The sequence below is a fragment of the Nocardioides halotolerans DSM 19273 genome (genome assembly GCF_000422805.1).
Classification (GTDB): Bacteria; Actinomycetota; Actinomycetes; order Propionibacteriales; family Nocardioidaceae; genus Nocardioides; species Nocardioides halotolerans.
Genome location: NZ_AUGT01000029.1, coordinates 26,450 through 50,834, shown reverse-complemented (window position 1 = coordinate 50,834; position 24,385 = coordinate 26,450). Strand labels below are relative to the sequence as shown.

Below are 24,385 nucleotides of genomic sequence, written 5' to 3'. Positions count from 1 at the left end.
GCGGCAACCGAAGTTTGCGATCGTGACTTTGGAGCCGCCCTAATCGCGGTAGCGGTCGTACGGGATGGCGGCCCAGATGTTGCCGGCGCGGTCCTTGCGGCAGTTCTCGAGGGTGCAGACGGCGCCTTGGGTCTCGATCATTCGGAGGGGGTGACGCCGCTGGTGGCCGCAGTGCGGGCACGGACGTAGCCGCAGGCCGTCGGGCTCGATGTCCCAATCGTCTGCGAATGGTCCAGCACGCAGGTAGGCGCGGATCTGGTGGTAGTCCGACGGGTGCATCTGGTCGATCGAGACCCAACCGGTTCGGTCGGCGAGGTGGTAGGTCAAGGCCAGGGTTCGGTGTCGTATCCGCAGCCATCGAGGCACGCGCGGCGGCGGTGCGACGACGTAGAGGTCGTGCATGTGCCGGAGCAGATTGAGGGGCTCGCGGAGACGCTTGGCGAGGGCATGGAGCTGTCGGCGGGCCAGCGGTCCCCGGGCAAGGAGTGGGACCCCTTGATGGAACTCGATAGAACCAGGCCTGGGCGGGTGCAGCATGGCGACCAGAATCCTGTGAATCCGCGGGTCGGTAACGCCGGAGAGGCGGTAGTGCCGACCTTCGGGGATGCCGAGACAAGCTCGGAGGAGTGGAAGCATCTCGCTGTGGTTGCTGCGGCCGAACACCTCCACAGAACTGCAACCGGCGGCGAGCTTCCCATAGATCTCTCGCCACCTCTCCTCTTCCCTGTCTTGTAGCGATCGTCCAGCGGACTGCTCGCCCTCGAAGTCGAAGGTCACCGTCCTGGTGTCGTCGTGTACGGCGATGGTGCCGCGCCAGCGGAGCACCCGCTCTTTCCCCCGGCGGCCGCGGCGGCGGGTTTCCGTCCAGAGCTGGAAGGCGATCGTGCCGTCGATCAGGGCGGCGCGGAATCTCACGTCAGTTGGGTCACGCATTGCCTTAGCAAACTCGAGCAGGTCGTCGACGTGGATGCCGCGCAGCTCAGGTTCCCGCGCCGCCCGCAACCGCACCTGAACTTGGCCAAGCTCGGTTTCCAGTTTGACGCGCTCGTCGACAATCTTGTTGTACTGCTCGGCGGACTTCCTTCTGGCGTGCCCCGTCATGTCCTCCCAGTACTCTTCGTCGTACTTCGCCTCCTTGCGTTGAAGGCGTCGGATTCCGGCTTCCAGGACCGCAGCGCGGGCCTCGTCGGCCGCATACCGGTTGGCGATCATGCTCAGGAGCGGGCGAAGTGCGTCGACGTTGTTTGCGAGTCCGTCGACGATTGACGCGGTGATGATCGCGTGGTGCAGCGGTGGGAGCGGATCGTCGCGAGTGCCGAGCCGTCGGCGGGTCGCATGATCTTGGATGTAGTAGACGACGTTTCCCAGAATCGCGCGCGCGACAAGCTCGCCCTTTCCTTGCGGAGTCTCGACCGCCCAACGCGACAATGCGTAGCCGGCTGTGTTTCGGTGCCGGGCGCTACCGACGGCGAGGAAAGCAATGATCCGGTCGTAGTCCTCGACCGTGAGCCATGGCCCGTTCGCCGGGCGGAATCCCTCGATCTCCAGGTTTGCGCGGTTCGTCCCCGTCTCGAGGTCGTCGGCATCTTTGGCGACGCCATGGCCGTTCGCGTCAGAGTCGTCCATTCCCAGGCCCCGCAAGACGATCTTCTCGGCAAGGTACTCATCAAGGTGACGCAGGATGGACCAGCAGATGTTGCGGGCCATACTGTGACCGTCGTCGGTCCGACGTCGGTACCCCTCCTCTGGGCTCTTGCCGCCTCGCAGTAGGCCAGCTGTGCGATATCCATTGGCCACGAAGTAATCCGCGCACTCCTCATATCCCCAGCCGGGTCGGCCGAAGTTGTGGAGAAACCACACGACGAGCTCGACCTGGTTGACCGGATCCGCGATGCCACGGATGGCGTCCTCCGCCAGCCAGCCAGAGAGCACCTCGGCTGGCTCGGGGCGTGTGCCCGGCTCGTCGAGGTACGCAATGTGCAACGGTCGGCCGCGACCGAAGGCGGGCCGAAGGGCCGCCAGTTGTGCGCCGGCCGGCACAGTGGTGTTGGCTCCAAAGGCGACCCGACCCTGATGGAATCGGGTGCCAACCATGGCCTGTATCCCGCTCGCGGATCGATGCTCGAGTCGCTCGACTTCGTCTTCTCCGGCTTCGGCGATGTCGATCAGCCGTCGTCGAACCGCTTTGCCATAGGGCTGCGGGGGTTGCTTGTCTCCGAAGTAGACCCAAGGCGCTGTCCGGGTGCGCTGACTGAGCGCATCGAGGGTGCCAATGATCCGACCGGCGCCGGCGACCGTGCGGAGCGCGCGGGTGCCTTCGTGCAACACGACGAGGCCGACGCTGTGTGCCCACATCGTGTCTGAGATGTCGTCCGAGATCGGGTTCGACCGCGTCTGATCGCTGAGCTTCCTGCGGCTTCCCGTCGACAGGTGGATGACGAGCTGTGGACCAAGTCGATCGACCAGACTGGTGGCGCGGAGCGGACGACCGGTCTTGAGATCGATCCCGGCGTCGAGCGGATCGCCGCGAAGCCGGAGATCTCGTGCAAGCGCATCTCGGTCGGGGAGTCCGACCGTGGCGTCGATGCCGCCGAACCTCGCGAGCCGATTGAGTGCCGAGTGCAGGTTCTTGGCAGCGCCCGTGGCGCCAGCGAGGCCGGAGGATTCGCTATTCGAGCCGATCGCCAGGACCACCGCGCCGTCGCTGAGGAGCTGTCTCAGACCGGCTGGACACGCGTCGCTGACCAGCAGCGCGACCTCGTCCTGAACTAGCTCGACGGATGCCGGGTAAGACACATCGTCACCCCTTTACTTCGCCGTGGGTGAACTATAACTATGGGGCATGACCTGGTGGTTGACCATCGCTGGTCGATCCGAGGACCTGCCGCGGCACGGCTGGAAGGTCGTCGGTCCACCCGGTCTGCACTACGCGGGAGCCCGCGCGCTCAAGGCGCCAGAAGAGGGCGCGTGCCTGCGTGTGGCGGTGGGAGGATCCGGCGCCGATAGCGTCCGATTCGCCGGAGTCGGTAGCGCGCTAGCTCAGCTCCTCACTTCCGACGATGTCCGGGACTTCCTTGCCGACCCGCGAGACGTGACAGCGCTCGCGGTCGGCGATGTGATCTTGGCGCCCTACAATCCCCTAGATCGGGCCCTGTTGCGGCTGGTGGCTGCGGTTGGTGCGGCGCCCTCCTCGGTGCCGCGTGCGTCACGGGCACGGCCTACACCGTCGGGCGCGGCCCCGGCAGCCGCCAGTAGCCGAAGCCGACCCCGGACACGGCCGGCGTTGAACGCGGTCAGCACTGCCTCCGCCGCGCTCGACCCGGGGGGCCCGCGCAGCACGAAGCGCTCCGACGCCTGAGCCCGGTCGGGTTTGCTGCGACTTTGCCGGTCGCGGTCGGCGAGGTTGGTCATCGCCGGACCGTTGAAATCGATCTCGTGGCCGCCGGCGTCGGTCTCCGCGGGAGACTACAGATCCTCTCGCGCTCGGCCGCCGGGCGGGGTCGTGCCATCCGGGCGTGTAGCTCGGCGGACGCGTCTTCCCGTGCACATTCTTCGGTAAATGGGGCACTCGGACGCGGTTCATCCGAGTGGCCTCCACCTCCGATCTGCGCCCTAACGTCGCGTGTCGTGGTCACCGGGGTTGGCGTAGCCCCCGGTTCGGACGCTGCGCGCCGCTCCCGCGTCCACACGGTCAGCGCATGGGACGAGGAGGACAGCACGGCGTGTACGGGGCGAGCACGGCTCATCTCGCAGACCGTCTGGATGTGGATGGCCTGTTGACGGTCGCCATGCGCCTGCTGCCACTCAAGGACGCCGCACGCCTGCGCTGGGAGGTTGATGGCAGTCCCGAGGACGTGGCTTTCCTCTGCCAGTTCCTGGACGGGCTCAAGCGCTGGACTGCCACTGAGGAAGGTGGCCCGTCGGGGGACCAACGAGCGTCCACGAGCAACTTGGGTCGTCCGTGCGATGGCCGCGAGGGCCCCTATCCCGGTCGGCCCTCCCCGAGTCACAGCGACCCGAACAAGGAGAAGCACTATCGCTGGGTGCTGTTGTTGATGTCGGCCCTGCACCGGATGGCCCACTCGTACACCGGACTCTCGACGTACCCGGGGCTGGGAGGTGGGACCGTGCTGAACCTGTTCCACGGTCGGGTGTGGGGCACGGTGGAGACCCGGCGACGACTCACCTGGCATGTGTTGCTCTGGATGCTCGTCTCGTGGGGACTGAGAGACACCGTCGATTTCATCCGGGCTGGCGGTGATGCGGCGCCGAGGGGCGAACGCAACGCGGAGTGGTACGCCAAGGATGGTGACTGCCTGCAGCGACCCTCGTTGCAGTACCCCCCCGAAAACGGAGAGTGGCGAACCGTCAGAGTCGGTGCCTGGGTCGAGGTTAACGAAGAGAAACACGCCGGGCTCGACAGGCGACGCCGGGCAGCCGGGAGGAACGGAGCCGGGAGGTACGACGGAGGAGGGAAGGAGCCGCGGTGAAGAAGTGTGGACCCGCGTGGTCGTACGTCCTACGAGGCCCTTCGGCAACGGGCAGCGCCGACCCGGGCTGTTTCGACCGAGGCTACGGCGAACGGGGCCGCGACGACTGATGGCGAGCTCAAGCCCTAGGGCGAGTACAGCCGCCACGGCGAACGGTGACGCTGAGCCATCAGGATGGGTCACGGCGTGACACTCCTAGCAACGCCGGACTGCTTCTCGACTGCGTGCCGGTAGGTCTCTGCGGTGCTGCCGTAGTAGCGGCTGATGACGAAGGCCTCGTCGGCCCAGCCGCCGTTGAGACAAAGTTCGGCGCCGGTCCAGCCCCAGACGTCGCGGGCAGCGCAGGCGTAGTGGTGCCGCAGTGCGTGCACCGGGTGCCGCCAGTCGTGACGCTCGGTCTGGACCGTGACCCAGCGTCCGGCGACCCGGCGTCGGACAGGGCCGTGCCACGTCAGTTGTTCCCAGTCGGCGGCGGTGGCGGCTGGGTTGAAGCAGCGGGAGCGGAAGTTGCTGCGGGTCCACCATGTGCCTCGGGGCGTCGCCACGAGGACACCGGCTCGGTTTCGGCCCGCCGTTCGCTCGGCGGCTGCGACGTGCGCCCGATGGTCGATCCACTCGCGCAAGGGGAATCCGATTGGCGTGGTGTTGCAGATGGCGGTCAGGCGCGCGAACCCGTTCTTCGGTGCGGTGAGGCGCTTGGGCGCGCTGCGCGGCTCGATGACCTGGTGCCGCACGGCCACCAGGCCCGTGGGGAGGTCGTCGAGGACGCTCTCGACATCGAGCGCGAACAGTTCCCCGATCCGGAAGCCGCCGTAGGCGAGGGCGTTGACGATGCCGGCCCACAGCACGGGGGCCAGGCCGGGCGGTGCGGCTGCGGCCAGCCGGGCGACCTGCTCGGTGCTGGGTACTTCGTCGGGTCGCAGCAGCATGATGGCGTCAGGTTGCCGGGTACGGGGGTGGCGCTCTGGCCGCAGTTCCGGGCGGAGCGGGACGGCGACTCGGTGCAGCTCGCGCTGGTCAGGGCGCAGGAAACTGTTGGCGATCCCGAGGCTGATCACGCTCGAGAGGGTGCGGCGCACCTTGTCCACGAGGTAGTTGGTCGGGCAGCCGTTGAGCACGGCGTAGGCATGCCCAGGTGCCCACGCGGCGAGTGCGACCCTGGCAAGGTGTGGCCGCAGGTAGCGGTTGATCAGGTACCGGTTCTGGTCGGCGTAGGAGGTGCTCCACCGCGCCGGGCGGTCAGGATGGCCGAGGTTCTTTGGCCGGGTGTCGTCGAGGAAGTAGTCGAGCAACTCCACGCCCATCGTTGCATGGGCGCCGGCGGGGGAGTGCGTGACAAGCTGTCGGTCGAGGTCCCGCAGCCGCTGCACTGCACTCTCCAGGCTTGTCCCTCCGGTGGTCTGGTGGATCCGAAACCGGCAGGTCGGATCCAGCACCGTCAGGCGCCAGTAGCGGGTGCCAGCGGGCGGCGGTGTGGCCCTCACCCGGCCGGACGGACTGACGAGCGGGACGACGGTCGGGCTGGCTGGGCGGGTGAGACGCGTCTCGGCGCCAGGGCCGATCACGACGCGGTCGCGACGCCGGGAGAGCGCCGGGGTGGCGATGGGACGCGAGTTCACGGCCGCCTCTTATCGACTGTGGTCCGCCTAGGTGCGGCAGGGCGTTGGCGGTGGCCAGCGGTGGCCCAGGAACGGATCTCTCTGCCGATCCAGAGCCGGCGCCGTGTGGCACCGACGGCGATCGGGGCCGGGAAGGTGGCGTCGCGGGCGACATCGAAGGCAGTGCTGCGGCCGCAGTGTAGGTAGGTCGCGAGGTGCGCGGTCGTCCAGAGTTCGTCGTTGAGGTCGAGGCTGGTCGCGGTGGCTCCGGGCGGGGCTGCCATGAACCTCGGTCTAGCACCGGCGCCGGGGGCTGACACGCACTCAGGTCCAGTGGGTCTGAGTGAGCAACTGCTTCTCGCCGCGGACAGTGTGGGGTGAAAACTCGTGTGAAATGGCGTCGTTGGCGGACCGACGCTGAGGGAAGAGCGCCGGTGACCCGGTGCCTCATAATCCTTGGGTCGTGGGTTCGAGCCCCACCCGCCCCACCAGAGGTCGTCACCTGGCAGCACCCTCGCTTCTCGGAGAGCTCATGCTCAGGCGGCGTGGGTGAGTGCCGAGGGCGTCTCGCGGCCGACGATCGCGGGTGCCTCGTGGACGAGGTCGTCGTTCACGAGGGCCTCGACCATGAACAGGGCGAAGTCCACCCGACGCGTGAGGTTGCTCGCCAGGACCGGATCGCCCACATGCTCGCTCCACACGGGCAGGCCCTGGCTCTCGCCCTCCTCGAGGTCGCTGCCGCGCACGACCGTCCACCGGGTGTCGCTGGCAAAGATCCGCCGGGCGGCCTCGACCTGGTCGTCCAGGTCGACCATCCGAGCGAGTCGCGCGAGCCGGCCGACGACGTTCACCATCAGCTTGAGCTTCCACGAGTACACGTCCCGGCCGTCGCGGGTGATGTGCCACCCGCACGAGAACACGAGGCGCGCGCCCGGTGGCGCGTGGTCGAGGACTGCCTGCGTCGTTCCGGTCGAGTACCCGCTGACGCCGACCGGGGTCATCACGACGAGCACCCCGTCGCACCCCGCGACCGCGCGCTCGATGACCTCGCGGTCGTCGGTGGCTCCCGGGATGACGGTGATACGCCCTTCGAACCGGTCGAGCTTCCCCACGCTTTCCTGCCGGCAGACGCTGACCACCTCGTAGCCCCGGGCCAGCGCGTGCTGCACCAGGTACTGCCCAAGCTTGCCGGAGGCTCCGACGATGCAGATCTTCATCGTGCGCCTCCCGTTGCTGGTGGTCATGGACATGTCCTCTCGAGAGTTCGTGCGCAATGGCTCGGGTTCATGGCTTCCTCGGATCGTCGGTGCCTGGTGGTCGTGTGCACAGAGTCGTCGCGGTGGCTGTCCACGCGCTGTCCCGACGGTGTCCCAGGCCGCGCCGGCGCCACCTCACCTCGCCGCGTGCTCACCTCCGGTGCTGCTCCCGGCCGTCAGCTCGTCGGCGATCGAGACGACCAAGCCGCCGAGCATGAAGGCGAGGATGGCCGCGACCAGGGCGCCTGTGCCGAAGCTCGGGATGAATCGGCGAACACCGGTGGTCGTACCCACGGCCCCGTGGTACTCGTGCGTCAACGCGTGCCCCCGGCCGCGCTGCAGGAGGTAGCGGTTGACCGGCCAGGCGGCGAAGAAGGCCACTGTCAACGAGATCATCATGCCGATCCAGAAGGTGACGTTGACCAGACCGGCGTTCATGGCGCCCGGGACGAGCGTCATGACCACGTTGTCGGTGACTTCCATGGCGGCGATCGACAGCGTGTCGGCAGCGACGACGACCGACAGTGCAGCTCCCAGCGCGAGGCCAGCCTTCAGCAGTGGCAAGGTCGAGAGCGTGTAACCGAACAGGAACGCCAACGCGATCGAGATGGCGATGGTCACTGCGTTGCTCAGGCCAGCGGCGGTCCCGATGATCAGACCGGCGATCTCCCCGATCGCACACCCGGTGAGGCAGTGGAGCGTCGCGCTGATCGCCATCTTGTTGCTGCCTGCATCGTGATGAGCGTGCGCGTCCGGACCCGAGTGGGCGGGTGCGTGGTGCCCGTGGTGCTGCGCGGTCATGATCGGCCCTTCTTCGAGGCGGTGAATGGTGGCTGAGGTGGACGTCGGTGAGGCCCCAAACCGACGGTCAGACGACGGCCTCCCGCTGCTCTGCCTGCCCGGCTTCGGTGGGAGCGGCGGCCCGGAGCCAGGTCGCCGCCGCCACGGCGCCGAGGGCTGCGATGCCGGCGGCACCCAGGAGTCCTGCGGAGAATCCGTCGGTGAGTGACGCCACTCCGCTCTCTTCGGCACCGAACGCCGCGGCCACCGCTGTCATCGCGGCCAGGCCGAGGGCGGAGCCGACCTGGTAGTTGGTGTTCACGATGCCGGCGGCCAGGCCGCCTTCCTCCGGTGCGGCCGAGGAGAGCGCCAGCCCGAGTGAGGGGATGAACGCCATCGCCATCCCCGCTGCGGTGACCAGCGTCGCCGGAAGCACATCCACCACGAAGCTGCCGTCGGCCCGCAGCAGCGAGAGCCAGACCAGGCCTGCGGCGAGGGTCACCAGTCCCGCGACGGTCATCGTCTTGGGCCCGTAGCGGCCGATCAGGCGGGGGGCGACCGCGATCATCCCGATCATGATCGTGACGGTGAGGGGCAGGAGCGCGGCACCGCTCGCGAACGCACCCAGCCCGAGCACGTGCTGGAGGTAGAGGTTGACGAAGAAGAACATGGGGATCCAGGCCGCCCCCAGGAAGAACTGGGCGGCGTTGGCCGCAGCCAGGTTGGGAGCTTTGAAGATCCCCAGGCGGACCAGCGGCTGCCGCAGGCGCCGCTGCAGGTGGACGAACAGACCGAGCAGGCCCGTGCCGACCAGGACCGCCGCTGCCGTGGAGTACGAGGTCCAACCGGCGTCAGGGGCGCGGACGATCGCGAAGACGAGGGCAGCCAGCCCTCCCGTGGCCGTGATCGCGCCAGCGACGTCGAGCGAGCCGCGCTGCCGGGCACCCCGGGGCATGACGGACGGAGTCAGAGCGAGCACGGCGACGGCGAGCGGGAGGTTGATGAAGAAGACCCACGGCCACGACGCGTACTCGGTCAGGACCCCACCGAGGAACACGCCCGCTGTTCCGCCGGCCGGGGCGGCTGCGCCGTAGAGCGCGAGGGCCTTGGTCAGGTCAGCGGGGCTCGCGCCGAAGGTCATGAACAGCAGGGAGAGCGCGGCCGGCGCGATCAGCGCCGCCCCCGCGCCCTGGATGGCCCGACCGGCGAGCTCGGCCTCGACACCGCCGGCCAGGCCGGCCAGCAGTGAGCCGACGCCGAGCACGGCCCAGCCGGTGCTGAAGATCCGCCGTGCGCCGAAGAGGTCGGCGAGGCGACCACCGAGCAACAGCAGGCCGCCGAACGCAACGACGTAGGCGTTGAACACCCAGCTCAGCCCTGCTGAGGTGAAGCCGAGGTCACCCTGCATCTCCGGGAGTGCGACACCGATGATCGAGGTGTCCATGATGACCATGAACTGGGCCGCGGCGATGAGCGCCAGGGCCAGCCATCGTTGGCGGCTCCAAGCCGCTGACGTCGTGGTGCGCATGATGGTCCTTCCGTGGTCGGGGCCACCGTGATCGGCGGCTACGGAGGGAAGGGTCGTCGCGGCCACTGTCCGGCCCCTGTTTGGTCGCTGTCGGCGCTGATCCGCATGACCTTGAAGCGCGTGTCCTTGAGCGCGGCTCCGACGTCGTCGCGGCTCATCGAGCCGGTCAGGAGCACGACCGAGCGGCGGTGGTCGGCCGTCACGGTCTCGACGCCCGGCACGTCTCGGAGGCGCGCGGTCACCTCGCGCACGCACGCGCGACGGCCCATGCCGTCGAGGTGCAGCGTCAGCTTGGTCATCTGCTCGCTCCCTTCGCAGGGGAAGCATCACCAGCGACGCTGTCCGGCCGCTGTCCCGAGCAGACCCGGATGCCGCCCGGTGCTCCGGGTGCTCGTTGCGGACGCCTGGCGCTAGGTGGGCCAGGCCTCCTGGTGGCCGGGGCGGGGGCGGCCGAGGCGCACTCGGACGTCTGTCGCCGTGGCCTCGAGTTCTGCCGCGCGGTCCGGGTGCTCCTGAGCCCAGGTCCGCGCCAGCCCCTCGAGGCCCGATGCGGTCAGACCTGGCTCGCCGGCCTGTGTCCCGAGCTCGAGAGCTCTCTCGTACGAGTCCCGAGCCTCAGGGGTCTTGCCACGGAGCTCGCGGCAGCGGCCGAGCGGGACGAGTGCCCAGCCTTCCCAGACCGGCGTTCTCAGCCTCGCGAAGCCGTCCAGGGCGAGGGTGAGGTGGCGCTCGGCCTCGTCCAGCTCTGCTTCCTGAAGGGCGAGAAGCCCGCGGCCGTAGTGCGCCAGCACGGTGCCGGCGCCGTCGCCGATGTGTTCCGACGCCGCGTCCGCGCGGTCGAAGAGCTCGCGAGCCGCATCCGGGCGGCCCAGGTTGAGGTGCACGAGCGCGAGGTCGGCCAGCGCCCACTGGACCGTGTTGTACAGACCGGCGCTCGCTGCGACGTCGATGGCCTCCTCGAGCTCATGGGCGCCGTCCTCGTTGCGGCCGAACTGCCGCAGCCCCCACCCGAGGTGGTAGAGGATCGCGGAGAGGCCCCAGAAGTCGTCCAGCTGGCGGAAGCGGGCGGCCGCGGCGCGGCCGGTCGAGATGGCCGTCTCGAGCTGGCCCGTCTTGAGCGCGGTCTCCATGCGGACGAAGCCGATCACCCCGAGGCCCCACTCGTCCGCGTCGATGCGGAACTGCGCCTCGGCCTCGGCGAGCAACGCCTGCGAGCGCTCGGGCTCGGCGCCGGTCACTCCTTCGACCGCGACCAGGACCCGCGACAGCGCAGCCCTCGACCACTCGTGCTCATCGACGAACATCGTCAGGCTCTGCTGTGCGGTCTCGGCGCACAACGGGCTCGGGTGCACCAGGCAGCCGCGCGGGCGTTCGACGATCGAGACCGCCTGCAACGCATGAGCGCGCGCCGCCTCGCTGCCGCCGAGGTCCAGCAGCCGGTGCAGGACCTCGCGACCCTCCAGGTGGCGGCCGAGGTGCCAGAACAGGCCGAGCGAGCCGGCCAGCTCCAGGGCCTGGTCGAGGTCTCCGTCCGGCCCGCTGAGCCAGTTCAGCGCTGCGCGGATGTTGGGCTGCTCCCGCCGGAGCAGGAGCAGGGCGTGACGTTGGCCGGGCCCGCGCAGGTCCAGCTCCGCGGCGAGCACGAGGTCGTGGAAGTGGCGCGCGTGGCGGGCTGCGGTGGACGCGCCCTCGCCCCTCTCGCGAAGTCGCTCGGCTGCGTACTGGCGAAGCGTCTCCAGCATCCGGTACCTCGTGGGCGATCCGGGTTCGACGGTGACCATCGAGCGCTCGACCAGCCGGGCGATCGCGTCGAGCACGAACCCCGGCGGGGCGCCGACGTCCTGGAGCACGGCTTCTGCGGCGTCCATGGTCCACCCGCCCTGGAAGACCGAGAGCCGGTCGAACACGCCCTGCTCCTCGGCGCTCAGCAGCGCGTAGCTCCAGTCGACCGTGGCCCGCAGCGTCTGCTGCCGGGCCTCCGCGGTCCGCGCTCCGGAGGTGAGCAGGGCGAACCTGTGGTCGAGCCGGACCGAGATCTCACCCGGGGACATCGTCCCGGCCCGTGCCGCGGCGAGCTCGACGGCGAGCGGCATCCCGTCCAGCGCTCGTGCGATGCGGCCGATGGCGGCGAGGTCGGTCTCGTCGAAGACCGTGCCCGGCCGAGCCGAGCGGACCCGTTCGACGAACAGCTGGGCCGCCGGGTAGGTGAGGACCTGCTCGGGGAGCGCGTCCTCGGGGGGCGACGCCAGAGGTCCGACGTTGGCCTGGACCTCGTCGGGCACGGCGAGCGCCTCGCGGCTCGTGGCGAGGAGCACGATGTCGGCGCAGCGGGCGAGGACCTCGTCGGCCAGGCCGGCGACTGCGTCGATGACGTGCTCGCAGTTGTCGAGGACCAGGAGCAGGCGGCGGTTGGCGAGGTAGCTGTGGAGCCGCTCGCGGACGTCTCTCTCGGCGGCGGCGCCGTCCATGGGCATGCCGAGTGCGTCTGCCACGGCCAACGGCACCTGGTCGGGCCGGTCCAGCGCCGCGAGCCGGACGACGAAGGCGCCATCAGGAAACTCCGGGAGGGCACGGACGGCGAGGGTGAGCGCGAGGGACGTCTTGCCGGCGCCTCCGGGACCGACGAGCGAGAGCAACCGGACACCCGGGAGCAGGGTGCCCAGTGACTCGAGGAGCTCGTCGCGACCGATGAGTGGTCGCACCACGGCGGGCAGGTTGGTGGGCGGCCCCGCGGCCGGGGTCTCGTGCAGGCGGCTCGGACCTGGAGACGGCTCGACCGCACGGGTTCGCGCAGATGCCGGGGCGCGGACGGGAACGGTCATCTCGGGCTGAGCGCCGAGCGACTCGTCGTGGCGGAGCACCCGCTCCTGCAGCGACCTGAGACTGACCGACGGCTCGAGGCCAAGCCCTTCGTCGAGGGTTGTGCGGGTCCTGGCGTAGACCTCGAGGGCGTCGGCCTGCCGACCGTTGCGGTAGAGCGCCAGCATCAGCAGTCCGGCCAGCGACTCCAGCGTCGGGTCGCCGCCGACCACAGGTTCGAGGTCGTGGACGACCTCGTCCTCACGGCCGAGGGCCAGGGCGGTCTGCGCGCGCTCGGTGAGCGCGGTGATCCGCAGCCCGTTGAGCCGTGCCGCCTCGCTGATGGCCCAGTGCTCGGTCGCGAAGTCACTGAGCGGCTCGCCCCGCCACAGGTCGAGCGCCGCGTCGTACGCCCTGAGGTTGGCCTCGAGATCGGCCGGCTCGACGCCCTCACCCGCCGACGCCGCGGTAGCGGCCCGGGCGAGACGAACGCGATGGGCGAAGTCGATCGCGTCCACCACGTCGGGATCGACGTTCGCCCGGTAGCCCACGCCTTCCCGCGTGACCAGCTCCGGGACCTGGCTCGCCTTCAGGCTCCTGCGCAGCTTCGACACCCGGATCTGCAGCGCGTTGGTGGGGTCGACGGGCAGGGCCGACTCCGCCCAGAGCCGGTCGATGAGCATCGATGCCGGGATGATCCTGCCCGCGGAGAGCAGGAGCTGCGCCAGCAGGGCCCGCTCGGCACTGCCGGGCAGGGGCAGCGAGGTGCCCCTGGACGTGATCTCCATCGGCCCGAGCACGCGGAAGCGCAGGTCGTTCACCGACGTCCCTTCGGGCAGGGCAGCCCTCCGCTGCCAGGCTCAGCGTGCCTCAGCTTCGAGGCCGGAGCAACGGCGGACAGCCGCCGGACAGGCCGGGGCAAGTCGCCGCCTCGAAGGTCCACCCATCAACCCCTCCCGGGCGAGCCGTCCTCGGCTCACGTGATGGCAAGGATGTGAACGGCATGGCCCGCACGACCACCCACGACGAGAGCCCCACCTCGATCCCGGGCGCAACGACGACCGGGCTGACCGCCCCTGGAACCCGCCGGAGCCGGATCGGCCCGCTCGTGACCCTCGCGATGGGCGCCGGTCTCGTGGCCGCCGTCGCCTTCGCGGCCACCCCGGTCGTCCCGGTCGAGGAGAGCGCCCTCACGGGCGCCGTCCTCTGCGGGTTCGCGGTGGGCTGGGCCGCGCTGTGGATGCTCTCGCACCGGTACACCGACCGGCCCCAGCGCTGGGCGGCGGCGCCAGCGCTGTACATGGGGGTCGCGGGGCTCCTGCTGGTCGCCGGTGGCTCGCCGGTGCGAGAGGCCCTCACGTGGGTGTGGCCCCTCACGCTCCTGGCGCTGGTGACCTGGATGTGGCAGCGCACCCGTCACGCCATGCCCAGCCGCGGCGGCCGGATCCAGCTCTACCTGGTCTTCAGCGTCCTGGCCGCGGCGGCGGTCGGAGGAGGCTACGAGGCCATCGGAGAGGCCACGGACCACGCGACCATGCCCTCCACCGGACGGCTCGTCGACGTCGACGGGCACCGGCTCTACCTCAGCTGCGTCGGCTCCGGCAGCCCGACCGTCGTGCTCGAACCCGGCGCCGGCGGGACCTCGGCGCAGATGGGCTGGATCGCCCCGGAGGTAGCTGGCCACACCCGCGTCTGCGTCTACGACCGGGCCGGCCGAGGCTGGAGCCAGCCCGCCGACACCGCGCAGGACGGCGCACAGATCGCCGCCGACCTCCACACCCTGCTCCACCGCGCCGGTGAGGCCGGACCCTACGTCCTTGCCGGTCACTCCTTCGGCGGGCTCTACGTCCGGATCTTTGCCGAGCGCTACCCCGACGAGGTCGCCGGCCTGGTGCTCCTCGAAAGCACCGCGGCTCAGGGACCAGCAACCTCCGCCGCCTCGTCCGAGGGCAACGCCCGCGACGCGGTCAGCCGTTTCGCGGCGGTTGCCGCCGTCGCCGGTCGCATCGGGGTCGCCCGCCTGCTCGCACAGACCGACTGGGCCGAGCTGCCCTCTCAGTCCCAGACCGAGATCCGGACGAGCAACTCGCAGGCCGGATGGTTCGGAAGCACCGTCGAGGAGTACCTCCGCGCCGGCCCCTCGGCGCGGGAAGCAGCGTCCTTCCGCGACTTCGGCGACAAGCCCCTCCTCGTCGTCACCGCCGGCCGCCACCCGCAGTCCTGGATGGCAGCACAGAGCAGGCTGCTGGACCTCTCGACCAACAGCACGCAGGAGATCGTCGGAGGCGCCGGGCACATCGACCTGCTCGTCACGAAGAGGTACGCCGCCGAGACCGCTGCGGCCATCATCGCCGTGGTCGAGTCAGGTCGAGACTCCAGGCCCCAGGTGACCTATGAGTGAACGGCCCGCCCGGGCCATGTCGCTCGGGGTCAGGTCGGTGACAGCATCCGGCGCATGATGCAGCGTTGGGGCCTGGCCTCGGTGGCACTCGTCGTGGCGCTCGCGCCGTTCGCGGGCGCGCCCGCGGAGGCGTCGGGCGGGATCTTCGACAACTGCACGGCCTTCAACCAGAAGTTCCCGCACGGTGTCGGGAAGAAGAACGCCGTCGACCACACGTCGGGCACGCCGGTGACGACGTTCCTGAGGTCGAACAAGAAGTACGCGACGGCGATGAGGAAGAACGACGACCTCGACCGCGACGGCGACAAGATCGCCTGCGAGAAGGCCTGAGGGAGCGCGCCGAGAGGCCCGCCCCCTCGCGGGAACGGGCCTCCCCTCGGGTGAGCTGATCCCCCCTCGGTCAGCTCCGCTCGGTGCGGCCGGCGTACTGGACGATCGCCACGACGAACATCAGCGCGACCAGCACGGCGACCGCGATGCCGATGCCGTGGCGGGTGCTGTCGGCCCAGGCGATTCCGGTTGCGACCCCTCCGAACGCGAGCCCGCCGGCCAGCGCCCGCCTGGCCGGACTCGTCAGACGCACGAGACGGCTCCGGGGAAGGGGAAGTACTCGACGCGCATCTTGGGTCGGGACTTCGGGCAGACGCCGTGGCGGTCGACGTAGTGCTGGATCGCGGCGGCGATGCCGACCGCGGCCCCGCACGTGATCAGGGCCGTGCCGGCGCAGATGAACGCCGCGGCGGTCGTGAGGGAGACCGCGGCGATGTAGCCCGCCTCGATCTTGTTGAAGGTCAGGCACCACGCCGGGCCTTGCAGCCACCCCCCGCAGTAGTCGTGGCCCATGTAGTTGACGTGCGGCCGGTAGGGCTTGGCGTGGTCGCGGGCGTGGGGCGTGGCGGCCGGTCGGGACGCGGCCGGGGCGTGGTGGGTGCGCTGGACCTGGACTGCGGCCGAGCGGTCACTGGAGTGGACGGCGGCCGCGGCGCGGGCGGGTGACGCGGTGCCCAGGGCGAGCGCGACCACCAGCGTGAGGACGAGGCCCGAGAGCCTCAGCATGGGTTGCATGGTGCCTTCCTTCGATTCGTGAGTGGTGAACCGAACGCCGCGGGAGGCACCGTGGAAGGTCGCAGGAGGGGGCGTGCGGGATGAGGTGTCAGGCGAGAACCTCCGGGTGGCGGTGGACGTGACGTGCCGGGCCACTGGTCGGCGACGGGTCGAAGAGGAACCCGGCGTCGACCTGGAGGAACCTGGCGATGCGCAACGCGGCCCGGGGGTGGAGCGTGGTGACCTCGCCGCGCAGGAGACGACCCAGGTAGGCGTGGGAGCGGTAGCCCGCGGCGCGGGCGAGCCGGCGCTGCGAGACGCCCTGCACGACCATCAAGGTCTTGAGGCCGCGCAGGTTGTGCAGTCGCATGCCGAGCTCCCGAATAGCTGCCGGATGGATCGAGCAGACCGTACATCGATGATGAACATGATGTCCAGTGTCGATTGTCGTCCTGTGTGTCGTCGGTGCCCACCGAGGTGCGCCGCGCGCGGGGGAGTCGCGGCAACCACGGCCTGACCTGCGCGGACGCACCCGACGGGTGTGGATACCGTGGTGCCCACCACGCCCGCCCGGTCGCAAGGAGAAGGTCACATGGGTCAGCTCTGGGAGCTCGTCCAGGCCTACGTCGACCGGCACGGCACGTCGGAGCGCCAGCTCGCCAAGCGGCTCGGCTACGCCTCCTCCGGCGTCTTCACCAACTGGCGCGACCCCAGGCAGCTCCCGAGCGCCCAGGCCCTGGCCCGGTTCTCCTCGCTCTCCGGCACGCCGTACCAGCGCGTGCTCGACGCCGCGCTGACCGACGCGGGCTACCTGCCCGAGCCGGCCGTCACCGACGTCGCGATCCAGCTGCGCCGCACGCCGTCCGGCCGGCGTACGCCGGGGCAGCAGCGCGCCCTCGGGTCGTCGGCCGGCGAGGAGAGCCAGGACGACGCCTGACCTGCCGCCTGACCTGGAGCGGGGTCCGAGGTGTGGCCGCCGTGTCGGCGCTGCTCCCTAGGTTGCGCCCATGCGTCCTCGGGAGTACGCGGCGAGCCACCCGCACCACCCGTGGCGGCGGTTCGCCGAGCTGACGGACTGGTCGCTGGTGTGGGCCGAGCTGCCCGAGGGGGTGATGGGCCGGACCTGCCACCAGACCAGGACCGTCACCCTCGCGCTCGGGCTGAGCCAGGCCGAGCGCCGCTGCACGATCGCCCACGAGACGGCCCACATCGTGCGCGGGCCGGTGGCCCCGCACCAGACGCTGCGCGAGGAGCTGGCGATCGACCGGAGCGTGGCCCGCCTCCTCGTCCCGAGCGTGCCCCGCCTCGTCGACGCGATGGTCTGGGCCGACGGCCATCTCGAGACGGCCGCCGACGCGCTCTGGGTCGACCACTACCTCCTGTCGGTGCGCCTGCGCACGCTCACCGCGGCCGAGCGCACCCTCGCGTCGACGCGGCTGGGGCCCGCGCTGTCCTGATCAGCCGGTGGCGGTCCAGCCGAGCGCGACGCCCACCTCGATCTCGGTTCCGACGGGCAGGCCGTACTGCGCGGTGCTGAGGGTCAGGTGCAGCGCGCGGACGTAGCCGCCCCACTTCTCCCTGACCTGCTCGTTGAGGACCAGCGTCCCCACGCCGGCCAGGTCGATCCTGGTGTTCGGCGCGACGTTCACCGGGATGGCGTTGCCGGCCACGGTGAGCCCGAGCAGCTGGCTCCCAAGCCTGGTCCGCACCCGCTGCGACTTCTTCTTCTTGACCACGACGCCCGCACTGATGACGTCGGCCGTGATCAGCCCGTTGAGCACGTCGAGCCCGGCGAGCTCGTTGTTGACCTTGACCTTCCCGTGCCCGGGGACCGTCTTCCCCTTGGTCCACGACTTCGCGGCGGCCACGTGCAGCACCTGCGGCACGGTGACCTCCGCGGTGGCGTTCTGGATCGTCTTGCCGTCGGTGCCGCCGGGCGGGGTCGCGACGAACGCGCTCGAGCCGGCGTCGAGGTCGAGCGCCGGCCCGACGTTCGCCTTGATCATCGAGCTGTAGCCGACGCCGCCGATCTGCGGCGCCGACGGCGGCGGGGCAGGTACGACGATCGACTGGGTCGGGTTGAGCAGCACCGTCGCGGCCGCGGGCACGTTCTTGAACGGCTTGAGCAGCCCGACGTAGAGGCCGAACCCGGTGGTGTAGGTGCCGCCGGCCACGGTGTACGACGTCGAGGAGTTCGCCACGATCGCGGCGAGGCCGGGGATCGTGATGTTGAAGTCCTTCGGCAGGTTCACCGGGTACTCCTGCCCGGCGATGGTCAGGCCGATGAACCTGGTCGACGACGTCGAGGTCACGCCGCTCGGGGTCTTGGTCGCCGTCGTGACAGTCTCCACCGCGTCGGCCTTGATCAGCCCACCGAGCAGGGACAGGTCCGCCGTCCGGGCGCCGGTGATGGTCCGGGTGCCGTTCGCGACCGGGACCGCGTCGGCCCAGGTCGTGACCGCGCCGATCTTGACCAGGCCCGAGGCGACGTTGACGCCGGCGGCGCGGTTGTCGTCGTGGGCGGGGAACGTGAAGCCCTCGACGCCGGAGGCGGCGGTGAGGTCGGAGCGGATGGTCGTGCCGAGCGCCTGGACCTGGGTCCCGCCGGCGTGACCGATGTAGAAGTACGGAGAGGTGGAGGGGTCCTTGCGGTGGTGGGGGGTCTGGGCGATTGCGGATGTCGGGGCGGACAGCACCGCCGCTACCAGCGCGGCAACAACGGTGACGACGCCCCCGTGGCGTCGCGACATGTCGTGTCTTCTTCTGTGGGGGAGGGAGCACTCACCGGGCCCAACGCGGTCGCGGCGCTCCCGTGATGCTCGGCGGCCAACTGGTCAAGACCAGCTGGCCGCGTCGACGGCGCGGACGGACGCCGTCAGAACCCGTGCGCGAGCCCCCAGGCGACCGCCTGGGCGCGCCTGCTGACGCCGATCTTCTGGTAGATCTGGCGCACGTAGGTCTTGACCGAGTTGACGCTCACGAAGAGCTGGTCGGCGATCTCGAGGTTGCTCATGCCGGCGCAGATCAGGTCGAGCACCTCGGCCTCGCGCGCGCTGAGCTCGGCGACGCCCTTGGGCGTGCGCGCCCGCCGGGAGGCGGCCGGCGACATCAGCCCGCCGCGGGCCACGGTCTCGATCGCCGACGCGAGGTCGCCGGAGCTGGCGCCCTTCGACAGGAAGCCGCGCGCACCGGCCGCGAGCGCCCGGCGCACGCTCGACGGGCTGCTGCTCCACGTGAAGACCAGCACCGGAGCGGTGGTGAGCGCGGCGACGAGGGTGAGGTACTCCTCGATCTGCACGGTGTGGCCGACGGGGTCACAGAGGAGGACGTCGACCTCGGCGGTGTCGTCGTCGCGGCGGACCGGGACGACGTCGACCGGCGGCCCGGAGCGGGCCAGCATGGCGTCCACGCCGGAGACGATGAGCTCGGGTTCGTCGTAGACACCGACGGCGAGGGGTGCCGACGTTCCCGGTCCCCGTGCACCCGAATTCATGATGAGATGAATGTAGGCACAGATCCAGCCGAACCTCCCGCGGAATGCCTCACCCTCTCGGGTGAAACTGGCCCGGGGATCCCCGCTCAGACCTCCTGGTCGATGAGGTAGGTGCCGTCCTCGTAGGTCAGCCTCAGCACGACGTCGTCCTCGACGGGTGGCCCCGGTGGCTTGGTGTAGCGGTAGGTGTAGCGCACCTCGAGGGTGGCGGGGTCGGCCGAGACCTCGAGCACCTTCGCGTCGCGCACGTCGCCCCAGAACCCGAGGTAGCCCGAGAGGCCCTTGCTCGCGTCCTGGAACGACGGCGTGAGCATGTCGAACGCCGACTCCGGGTCGCTGGACGCGGTCGCGATGTAGGTCTCGATGAAGTCGACCATGCCGACCTCGGTCGGCTTGTCCGGCTGCTCGGACGCGGAGGCACTGGGCCGGGGACCGGGGCCGGAGGACGACTCCTCCGGGTCGTCGCCGCCGCGGTCGTGCAGGCCGAGCGCGAACGCGACCGCCATCGCAGCCACCAGCGCGAGCACCGCGGCCGCCACCACCCACCACCGCCGACGCGGGGCGCTGTCCCGCCAGCCGGGGCCGCCGGGCACCGGAGGCGGGCCGGTCGGCGCGACCGGTCGTGGCGCGGTCGTGGTGGTCAGCGGCAGCACCTGGGTGCCCTGGTCGTCGTAGGACCTGGTGCGGCCGGCCTCGGCAGGGTCGGCGCCCACGAGGCCGAGGTCGGCGAGCCCACCGGCTGCCACGGGCTCGGTCGCGGGCTGCGTGTCCGGTGGGGTGTCCGGTGGGGTGGTGTCACGGCCGGACTCGAGGAACTCCTGCACCCGCGCGATCGGCCACCGCTGGTCGGCGTCGCGGGTCATCGTCGCCGCGAGCGCCGGCGCCAGCCACCCGGCCTCCGGGCAGGGTGGCGGGTCCTCGTGGACGATGCGGTAGAGCGCGCCCAGCAGGTTGTCGCCGACCTGGTAGGGCGGCCGCCCCTCAAGGGCGTGGAACAGCGTCGCCCCCCACGACCACACGTCGCTGGCGGGCGTCGCCTGCTGGCCCGAGGCGACCTCGGGGGAGAGGTACGCCGGCGAGCCGGTCACGAGGCCGGTCTGCGTCAGCGAGGGGTCGGCGGCGGTGCGGGCGATGCCGAAGTCGGACAGCTTCACCTGACCGTTGGGGGCCACGAGGATGTTGGACGGCTTGACGTCGCGGTGCACGATCCCGGCGCCGTGGGCGGCGGCCAGCGCGGCCGCGACCTGGGCCAGGATCGGCGCCGCGTCGTCGGGGGTGAGCCGCCCCCGCTGTCGGATGACCTCGGCCAGGTCGGTGCCGTCCACGTACTCCATCACCAGCCACTGCTGGTTCTGCCCGTCGGTCGTCTCCTCCACGAGGTCGAAGACCGCGACGACGTTGACGTGGTTGAGCTTGGCCGCGAGCTTCGCCTCGCGCTCGGCGCGCCGTGCGTCGGCCGTGATGCCGCCCGGCGCCACCCCGATCTTCTTGAGGGCGACCGGACGGCGGAGCACCTCGTCGAGGCCCCGCCACACGGCACCCATGCCGCCGCGGCCGATCTCCGCCTCGAGCGTGTACCTGCCTGCGATCACGCCGTCGTCACCGTGGTCGTTGCCGTGCTCGTCACCGTGCTCGTCACCGTGCTCCCACCCTGCTCCCGCCGTCCCTCGGACTCGCGACCCTCCACCCTACGGAGTACCCGGGGAACCGGTTCGCACCGGAGACGGCCGATCGGCGAGGATGTGCAGGTGCCCGGCGACACCCCGCAGATCGACCAGAGCCTGCTCGACGACCTCGTGTGGCGCGGTCTCGTCGCGCACTCGACCGACCTCGACGCGCTGCGCGAGGCGCTCACCGCGGGGAGCGTCCGGTTCTACGTGGGCTTCGACCCCACCGCACCGAGCCTGCACATGGGCAACCTGGTGCAGATCCTGACCGCCAAGCGCCTCCAGGACGCGGGCCACACGCCGTACGCCCTCGTTGGCGGCGCCACCGGCATGATCGGCGACCCGAAGGACTCCGGCGAGCGCGTCCTCAACTCCGCCGAGACCGTGAAGGACTGGGTGGAGCGCGTCCGCCGCCAGATCGAGCCCTTCTTGTCCTTCGAGGGCGCGAACGCCGCGACCATGGTCAACAACCTCGACTGGACCGAGAGCCTGTCGACGATCGACTTCCTGCGCGACATCGGCAAGCACTTCCCGGTCAACCGGATGCTCGCCCGCGACGTCGTGAGGAGCCGGCTCGAGGCCGGCATCAGCTACACCGAGTTCTCCTACGTGCTCCTGCAGTCGATGGACTTCCTCAACCTGTTCCGCGAGCACGGCGTGGTCCTGCAGTTCGGCGGGTCCGACCAGTGGGGCAACCTCACGGGCGGCGTCGAGCTCATCCGGCGGGCCGACGGCGGGCACGCGCACGCGTTCGCGACGCCCCTGATCACGAAGGCCGACGGCACCAAGTACGGCAAGACGGAGGGCGGCGCGCTCTGGCTCGACCCCGAGATGATGGCGCCGTACGCCTTCTACCAGTTCTGGCTCAACCAGGGCGACGCCGAGGTCGGGCAGCTGCTCCGGGTCTTCACGTTCCTGTCCCGTGCCGAGATCGAGGCGCTCGAGGCGCGGCACGCCGAGAAGCCGTTCGCCAGAGAGGCGCAGCGGACCCTCGCGGCCGCCGTCACGACGCTCGTGCACGGCGCCGAGGAGACCCGGCGGATCGAGCAGGCGTCCGAGGCGCTGTTCGGGGGCGGACCGCTCGCCGAGGCGGACCCCGACGTGCTCGCGCAGGCGCTCGCGACGGCCCGCCCGCTGGTGACCGCCGCGGAGGGGAAGTCGCTCGTCGACCTGTTCGTCGACTCGGGGCTGGTGCAGAGCCGCGGCGAGGCCCGCCGCGCGTTCGCCGAGGGCGGCGCCTACCTCAACAACGAGCGGGCCGACGATCCCGACCACGTCCCGGCGCCGGCCGACTTCCTCGGCGGCAAGGTGCTGGTGCTGCGCCGCGGCAAGAAGAACTTCGCCGGAGTGCTCGCGCCGTGACCTGGCTCGCCGAGCTCGAGGAGCGCGCGCGGGCGAGCCTGACCGCGCCGGTGCTGGAGTACGTCGCGACGGGGGCCCGCGAGGGCGTGAGCGCCCGCGAGGCCGGCTGGGCCGACGTCCGCTTCCTGCCCCACGTGCTGCGCGACGTCACCGACGTCTCGCTGGGCACCACGCTGCTCGGGGGCGAGGCGGAGGTCCCGTGGGGCGTCGCACCGTCGACGCTGCAGCGGGCCGTCCACCCCGAGGGCGAGGTCGCGATGGCCCGGGCGTGCGCGGCCGCGGGGTCGGTGCTGGTCGTGTCGAGCAACGCCGGCACGCCGTTCGCCGAGATCGGTGCGACCGGCGTGCGGTGGTGGCTGCAGGCCTACCTGCCGGCCGACCGGACCCTGGCCCAGCCGATGCTCGAGCGCGCGGTGGCGGCGGGTGCCGAGGCGGTGGTGCTCACCGTGGACACGCCGGTGGTCGCGACCAAGTACGCCGCCGGCGAGCAGGTCATCTGGGACGTCGTGGACCCGCAGCTCCTGCGCGTCAACTTCGACCCCGGCTACGACGACCGCCCCGGCGCCGAGAAGGCGACCGACCTCGGGCCGCACGACCTCGGCTGGCTGGCGGAGGTCTCGGGGCTGCCGGTCGTGGTCAAGGGGGTGCTGCGCGGCGACGACGCCCGGCGCTGCGCCCAGGCCGGTGCGAGCGCGGTCTGGGTCTCCAACCACGGCGGCCGCCAGCTCGACCGCGCCGTGCGCACGTCGGCCGCGCTCGCCGGTGTGGTCGAGGAGGTCGGGGCCGACGTCGACGTCTACGTCGACGGGGGAGTGCGGAGCGGGCTCGACGTGCTCGCCGCCCTGGCCCTCGGCGCCGACGCCGTCTTCCTCGGCCGGCTCCCGCTGTGGGCGCTCGTCGAGGGCGAGCCCGGGGTGGCCCGCATGCACGCAGACCTGCGCGCCGAGGTCACCGAGGCGTTCCGGCTCGGCGGCTGCCGCACCGTCGCCGACGCGCGCGGAATCGCCGTCCTCCCCGAGCGACCGTAGGCTGGGGGACCGTGCCAGACAACCGTCGACCCCAGCGTCCCGCCGGCAAGAAGACCGCCGCCGGGCGCAGCGGTGCGCCCGCCGGGCGCGGGTCGGCCCGGGCCGGCGGCAAGGGCCAGGACGGGCGCGCCGACCGGCGCCCCGACCGGCGCCCCGACCGGCGTGACGACAGGCGCGACGACAGGCGCGACGACAGGCGCGACGACAGGCGGCGCCCTGACCAGGCGCAGCGCACCAAGGACCAGCAGGCCTACGACGGCCCCGACCTGCCCGAGGGCGTCACCGGCGCCGAGCTCGACCGGTCGGTGACCGCGCAGCTCAAGGGGCTGCCGGAGAAGCTCGCGGCCCGCGTCGCGCGGCACCTGGCCGCCGCCGGTCTCTACCTCGACCAGGACCCCGAGCTCGCCTACCGCCACGCCCTCGCCGCGCGGGCCCGCGCCCCGCGGCTGGCCGTGGTGCGCGAGGCCGCCGGCGAGACGGCGTACGTCGCGGGCCACTACGCCGAGGCGCTCGCTGACCTCCGGGCCGCCAAGCGGATGAACGGCGCCACCGCCTACCTCGCGATCATGGCCGACTGCCACCGCGCGCTGGGGCAGCCCGACCAGGCCGTGAAGCTCGCCAAGAGCCCCTCGGTGGCGACGTTCCCCGCGGCGGCGAAGGCCGAGATGACGATCGTCGAGGCCGGCGCCCGCCGCGACATGGGTCAGCTCGACGCGGCGCTGCGGATCCTCGAGCAGGCACCGCTGAGCTCCAAGTCGCGCGAGCCGTGGGTCGTGCGGCTGCGCTACGCCTACGCCGACGCGCTGGAGGAGGCGGGCCGCACCGAGGACGCCCTGGCGTGGTTCCACCGCACCATGGCCATCGACGCCGAGGAGCTCACCGACGCGGGCGAGCGCGCCGCGGCGCTGGAGAAGTCCACCCGCTCCTGAGCGTCCACCC

At 71.1% G+C, this 24,385-nt stretch carries 21 protein-coding genes; 8 read left to right on the top strand and 13 right to left on the bottom strand.

Annotated elements, in window-relative coordinates; genetic code table 11:
• Window positions 1–39: 39 nt before the first annotated feature.
• Window positions 40–2,796: a hypothetical protein gene (locus tag G514_RS0109785; RefSeq protein ID WP_157544698.1), complete on the bottom strand. Its 2,757-nt coding sequence runs from the start codon at window positions 2,794–2,796 to the stop codon at window positions 40–42.
• Between the two features lie 980 nt (window positions 2,797–3,776).
• On the opposite strand from G514_RS0109785, the gene G514_RS0109775 reads away from it, so the two are divergent.
• Window positions 3,777–4,490, top strand: a complete 714-nt coding sequence (locus G514_RS0109775; protein WP_157544697.1) for a hypothetical protein — start codon at window positions 3,777–3,779, stop codon at window positions 4,488–4,490.
• A gap of 179 nt (window positions 4,491–4,669) precedes the next feature.
• On the opposite strand, the gene G514_RS0109770 is transcribed toward G514_RS0109775, so the two are convergent.
• The 6 genes from G514_RS0109770 to G514_RS0109745 all read right to left on the bottom strand — a co-directional run bounded on the left by G514_RS0109770 (window position 4,670) and on the right by G514_RS0109745 (window position 13,272).
• Entirely contained in the window at window positions 4,670–6,109 is a 1,440-nt protein-coding gene (locus G514_RS0109770) for a hypothetical protein (RefSeq protein ID WP_157544696.1), read from the bottom strand.
• A gap of 515 nt (window positions 6,110–6,624) precedes the next feature.
• Window positions 6,625–7,332, bottom strand: a complete 708-nt coding sequence (locus G514_RS0109765; RefSeq protein WP_028651595.1) for an NAD(P)-dependent oxidoreductase — start codon at window positions 7,330–7,332, stop codon at window positions 6,625–6,627.
• Between the two features lie 147 nt (window positions 7,333–7,479).
• On the bottom strand, window positions 7,480–8,145 hold the full coding sequence (locus G514_RS0109760) for a DUF4396 domain-containing protein (RefSeq protein ID WP_245582161.1): 666 nt from the start codon (window positions 8,143–8,145) through the stop codon (window positions 7,480–7,482).
• A gap of 67 nt (window positions 8,146–8,212) precedes the next feature.
• A complete protein-coding gene (locus G514_RS0109755) occupies window positions 8,213–9,652 on the bottom strand; it encodes an MFS transporter (RefSeq protein WP_028651593.1) in 1,440 nt (479 codons plus the stop codon).
• 38 nt (window positions 9,653–9,690) lie between these two features.
• Window positions 9,691–9,951, bottom strand: a complete 261-nt coding sequence (locus G514_RS0109750) for a heavy-metal-associated domain-containing protein (RefSeq protein ID WP_028651592.1) — start codon at window positions 9,949–9,951, stop codon at window positions 9,691–9,693.
• A 111-nt stretch (window positions 9,952–10,062) separates the two neighbouring features.
• Window positions 10,063–13,272, bottom strand: a complete 3,210-nt coding sequence (locus tag G514_RS0109745) for an AfsR/SARP family transcriptional regulator (protein WP_028651591.1) — start codon at window positions 13,270–13,272, stop codon at window positions 10,063–10,065.
• 182 nt (window positions 13,273–13,454) lie between these two features.
• Between G514_RS0109745 and G514_RS0109740 the strand changes: the two genes are divergently transcribed.
• Both G514_RS0109740 and G514_RS0109735 read left to right on the top strand, forming a co-directional pair.
• Entirely contained in the window at window positions 13,455–14,852 is a 1,398-nt protein-coding gene (locus G514_RS0109740) for an alpha/beta hydrolase (protein ID WP_084151966.1), read from the top strand.
• A 54-nt stretch (window positions 14,853–14,906) separates the two neighbouring features.
• Window positions 14,907–15,182 (top strand): excalibur calcium-binding domain-containing protein, encoded by a 276-nt coding sequence (locus G514_RS0109735; RefSeq protein WP_051247246.1) that lies wholly within the window; start codon window positions 14,907–14,909, stop codon window positions 15,180–15,182.
• Between the two features lie 70 nt (window positions 15,183–15,252).
• Here the strand turns inward: G514_RS0109735 and G514_RS0109730 are convergent, their stop codons facing one another.
• The 3 genes from G514_RS0109730 to G514_RS0109720 all read right to left on the bottom strand — a co-directional run bounded on the left by G514_RS0109730 (window position 15,253) and on the right by G514_RS0109720 (window position 16,266).
• Window positions 15,253–15,435 carry a hypothetical protein gene (locus tag G514_RS0109730; protein ID WP_028651588.1) on the bottom strand — a complete coding sequence of 61 codons (183 nt, stop codon included), beginning with the start codon at window positions 15,433–15,435 and terminating at the stop codon, window positions 15,253–15,255.
• Complete coding sequence (locus G514_RS0109725; protein WP_028651587.1) at window positions 15,426–15,908, bottom strand: hypothetical protein; 483 nt, start codon at window positions 15,906–15,908, stop codon at window positions 15,426–15,428. The genes G514_RS0109730 and G514_RS0109725 overlap by 10 nt, the downstream gene beginning before the upstream one ends.
• Before the next feature lie 97 nt (window positions 15,909–16,005).
• Window positions 16,006–16,266 carry a helix-turn-helix domain-containing protein gene (locus G514_RS0109720; protein WP_051247243.1) on the bottom strand — a complete coding sequence of 87 codons (261 nt, stop codon included), beginning with the start codon at window positions 16,264–16,266 and terminating at the stop codon, window positions 16,006–16,008.
• A 222-nt stretch (window positions 16,267–16,488) separates the two neighbouring features.
• Between G514_RS0109720 and G514_RS29130 the strand changes: the two genes are divergently transcribed.
• Window positions 16,489–16,833 carry a hypothetical protein gene (locus tag G514_RS29130; RefSeq protein WP_051247239.1) on the top strand — a complete coding sequence of 115 codons (345 nt, stop codon included), beginning with the start codon at window positions 16,489–16,491 and terminating at the stop codon, window positions 16,831–16,833.
• Between the two features lie 70 nt (window positions 16,834–16,903).
• Window positions 16,904–17,353: a hypothetical protein gene (locus tag G514_RS25960; RefSeq protein ID WP_036564383.1), complete on the top strand. Its 450-nt coding sequence runs from the start codon at window positions 16,904–16,906 to the stop codon at window positions 17,351–17,353.
• On the opposite strand, the gene G514_RS0109705 is transcribed toward G514_RS25960, so the two are convergent.
• The 3 genes from G514_RS0109705 to G514_RS25950 all read right to left on the bottom strand — a co-directional run bounded on the left by G514_RS0109705 (window position 17,354) and on the right by G514_RS25950 (window position 20,981).
• Entirely contained in the window at window positions 17,354–18,646 is a 1,293-nt protein-coding gene (locus G514_RS0109705) for a choice-of-anchor P family protein (RefSeq protein WP_157544695.1), read from the bottom strand.
• Window positions 18,647–18,771: 125 nt separating this feature from the next.
• Complete coding sequence (locus G514_RS25955) at window positions 18,772–19,389, bottom strand: helix-turn-helix transcriptional regulator (RefSeq protein WP_036564400.1); 618 nt, start codon at window positions 19,387–19,389, stop codon at window positions 18,772–18,774.
• 86 nt (window positions 19,390–19,475) lie between these two features.
• Window positions 19,476–20,981, bottom strand: a complete 1,506-nt coding sequence (locus tag G514_RS25950; protein WP_051247236.1) for a serine/threonine-protein kinase — start codon at window positions 20,979–20,981, stop codon at window positions 19,476–19,478.
• Between the two features lie 156 nt (window positions 20,982–21,137).
• Between G514_RS25950 and tyrS the strand changes: the two genes are divergently transcribed.
• The 3 genes from tyrS to G514_RS29815 are packed head-to-tail and all read left to right on the top strand — an operon-like array spanning window position 21,138 to window position 24,375.
• A complete protein-coding gene (gene tyrS / locus G514_RS0109690) occupies window positions 21,138–22,418 on the top strand; it encodes a tyrosine--tRNA ligase (RefSeq protein WP_028651584.1) in 1,281 nt (426 codons plus the stop codon).
• Window positions 22,415–23,446 (top strand): alpha-hydroxy acid oxidase, encoded by a 1,032-nt coding sequence (locus G514_RS0109685; RefSeq protein ID WP_028651583.1) that lies wholly within the window; start codon window positions 22,415–22,417, stop codon window positions 23,444–23,446. Before tyrS ends, G514_RS0109685 begins: the two co-directional genes overlap by 4 nt.
• 11 nt (window positions 23,447–23,457) lie before the next feature.
• Window positions 23,458–24,375 carry a tetratricopeptide repeat protein gene (locus G514_RS29815; protein WP_245582160.1) on the top strand — a complete coding sequence of 306 codons (918 nt, stop codon included), beginning with the start codon at window positions 23,458–23,460 and terminating at the stop codon, window positions 24,373–24,375.
• The last annotated feature ends 10 nt before the right edge of the window (window positions 24,376–24,385 follow it).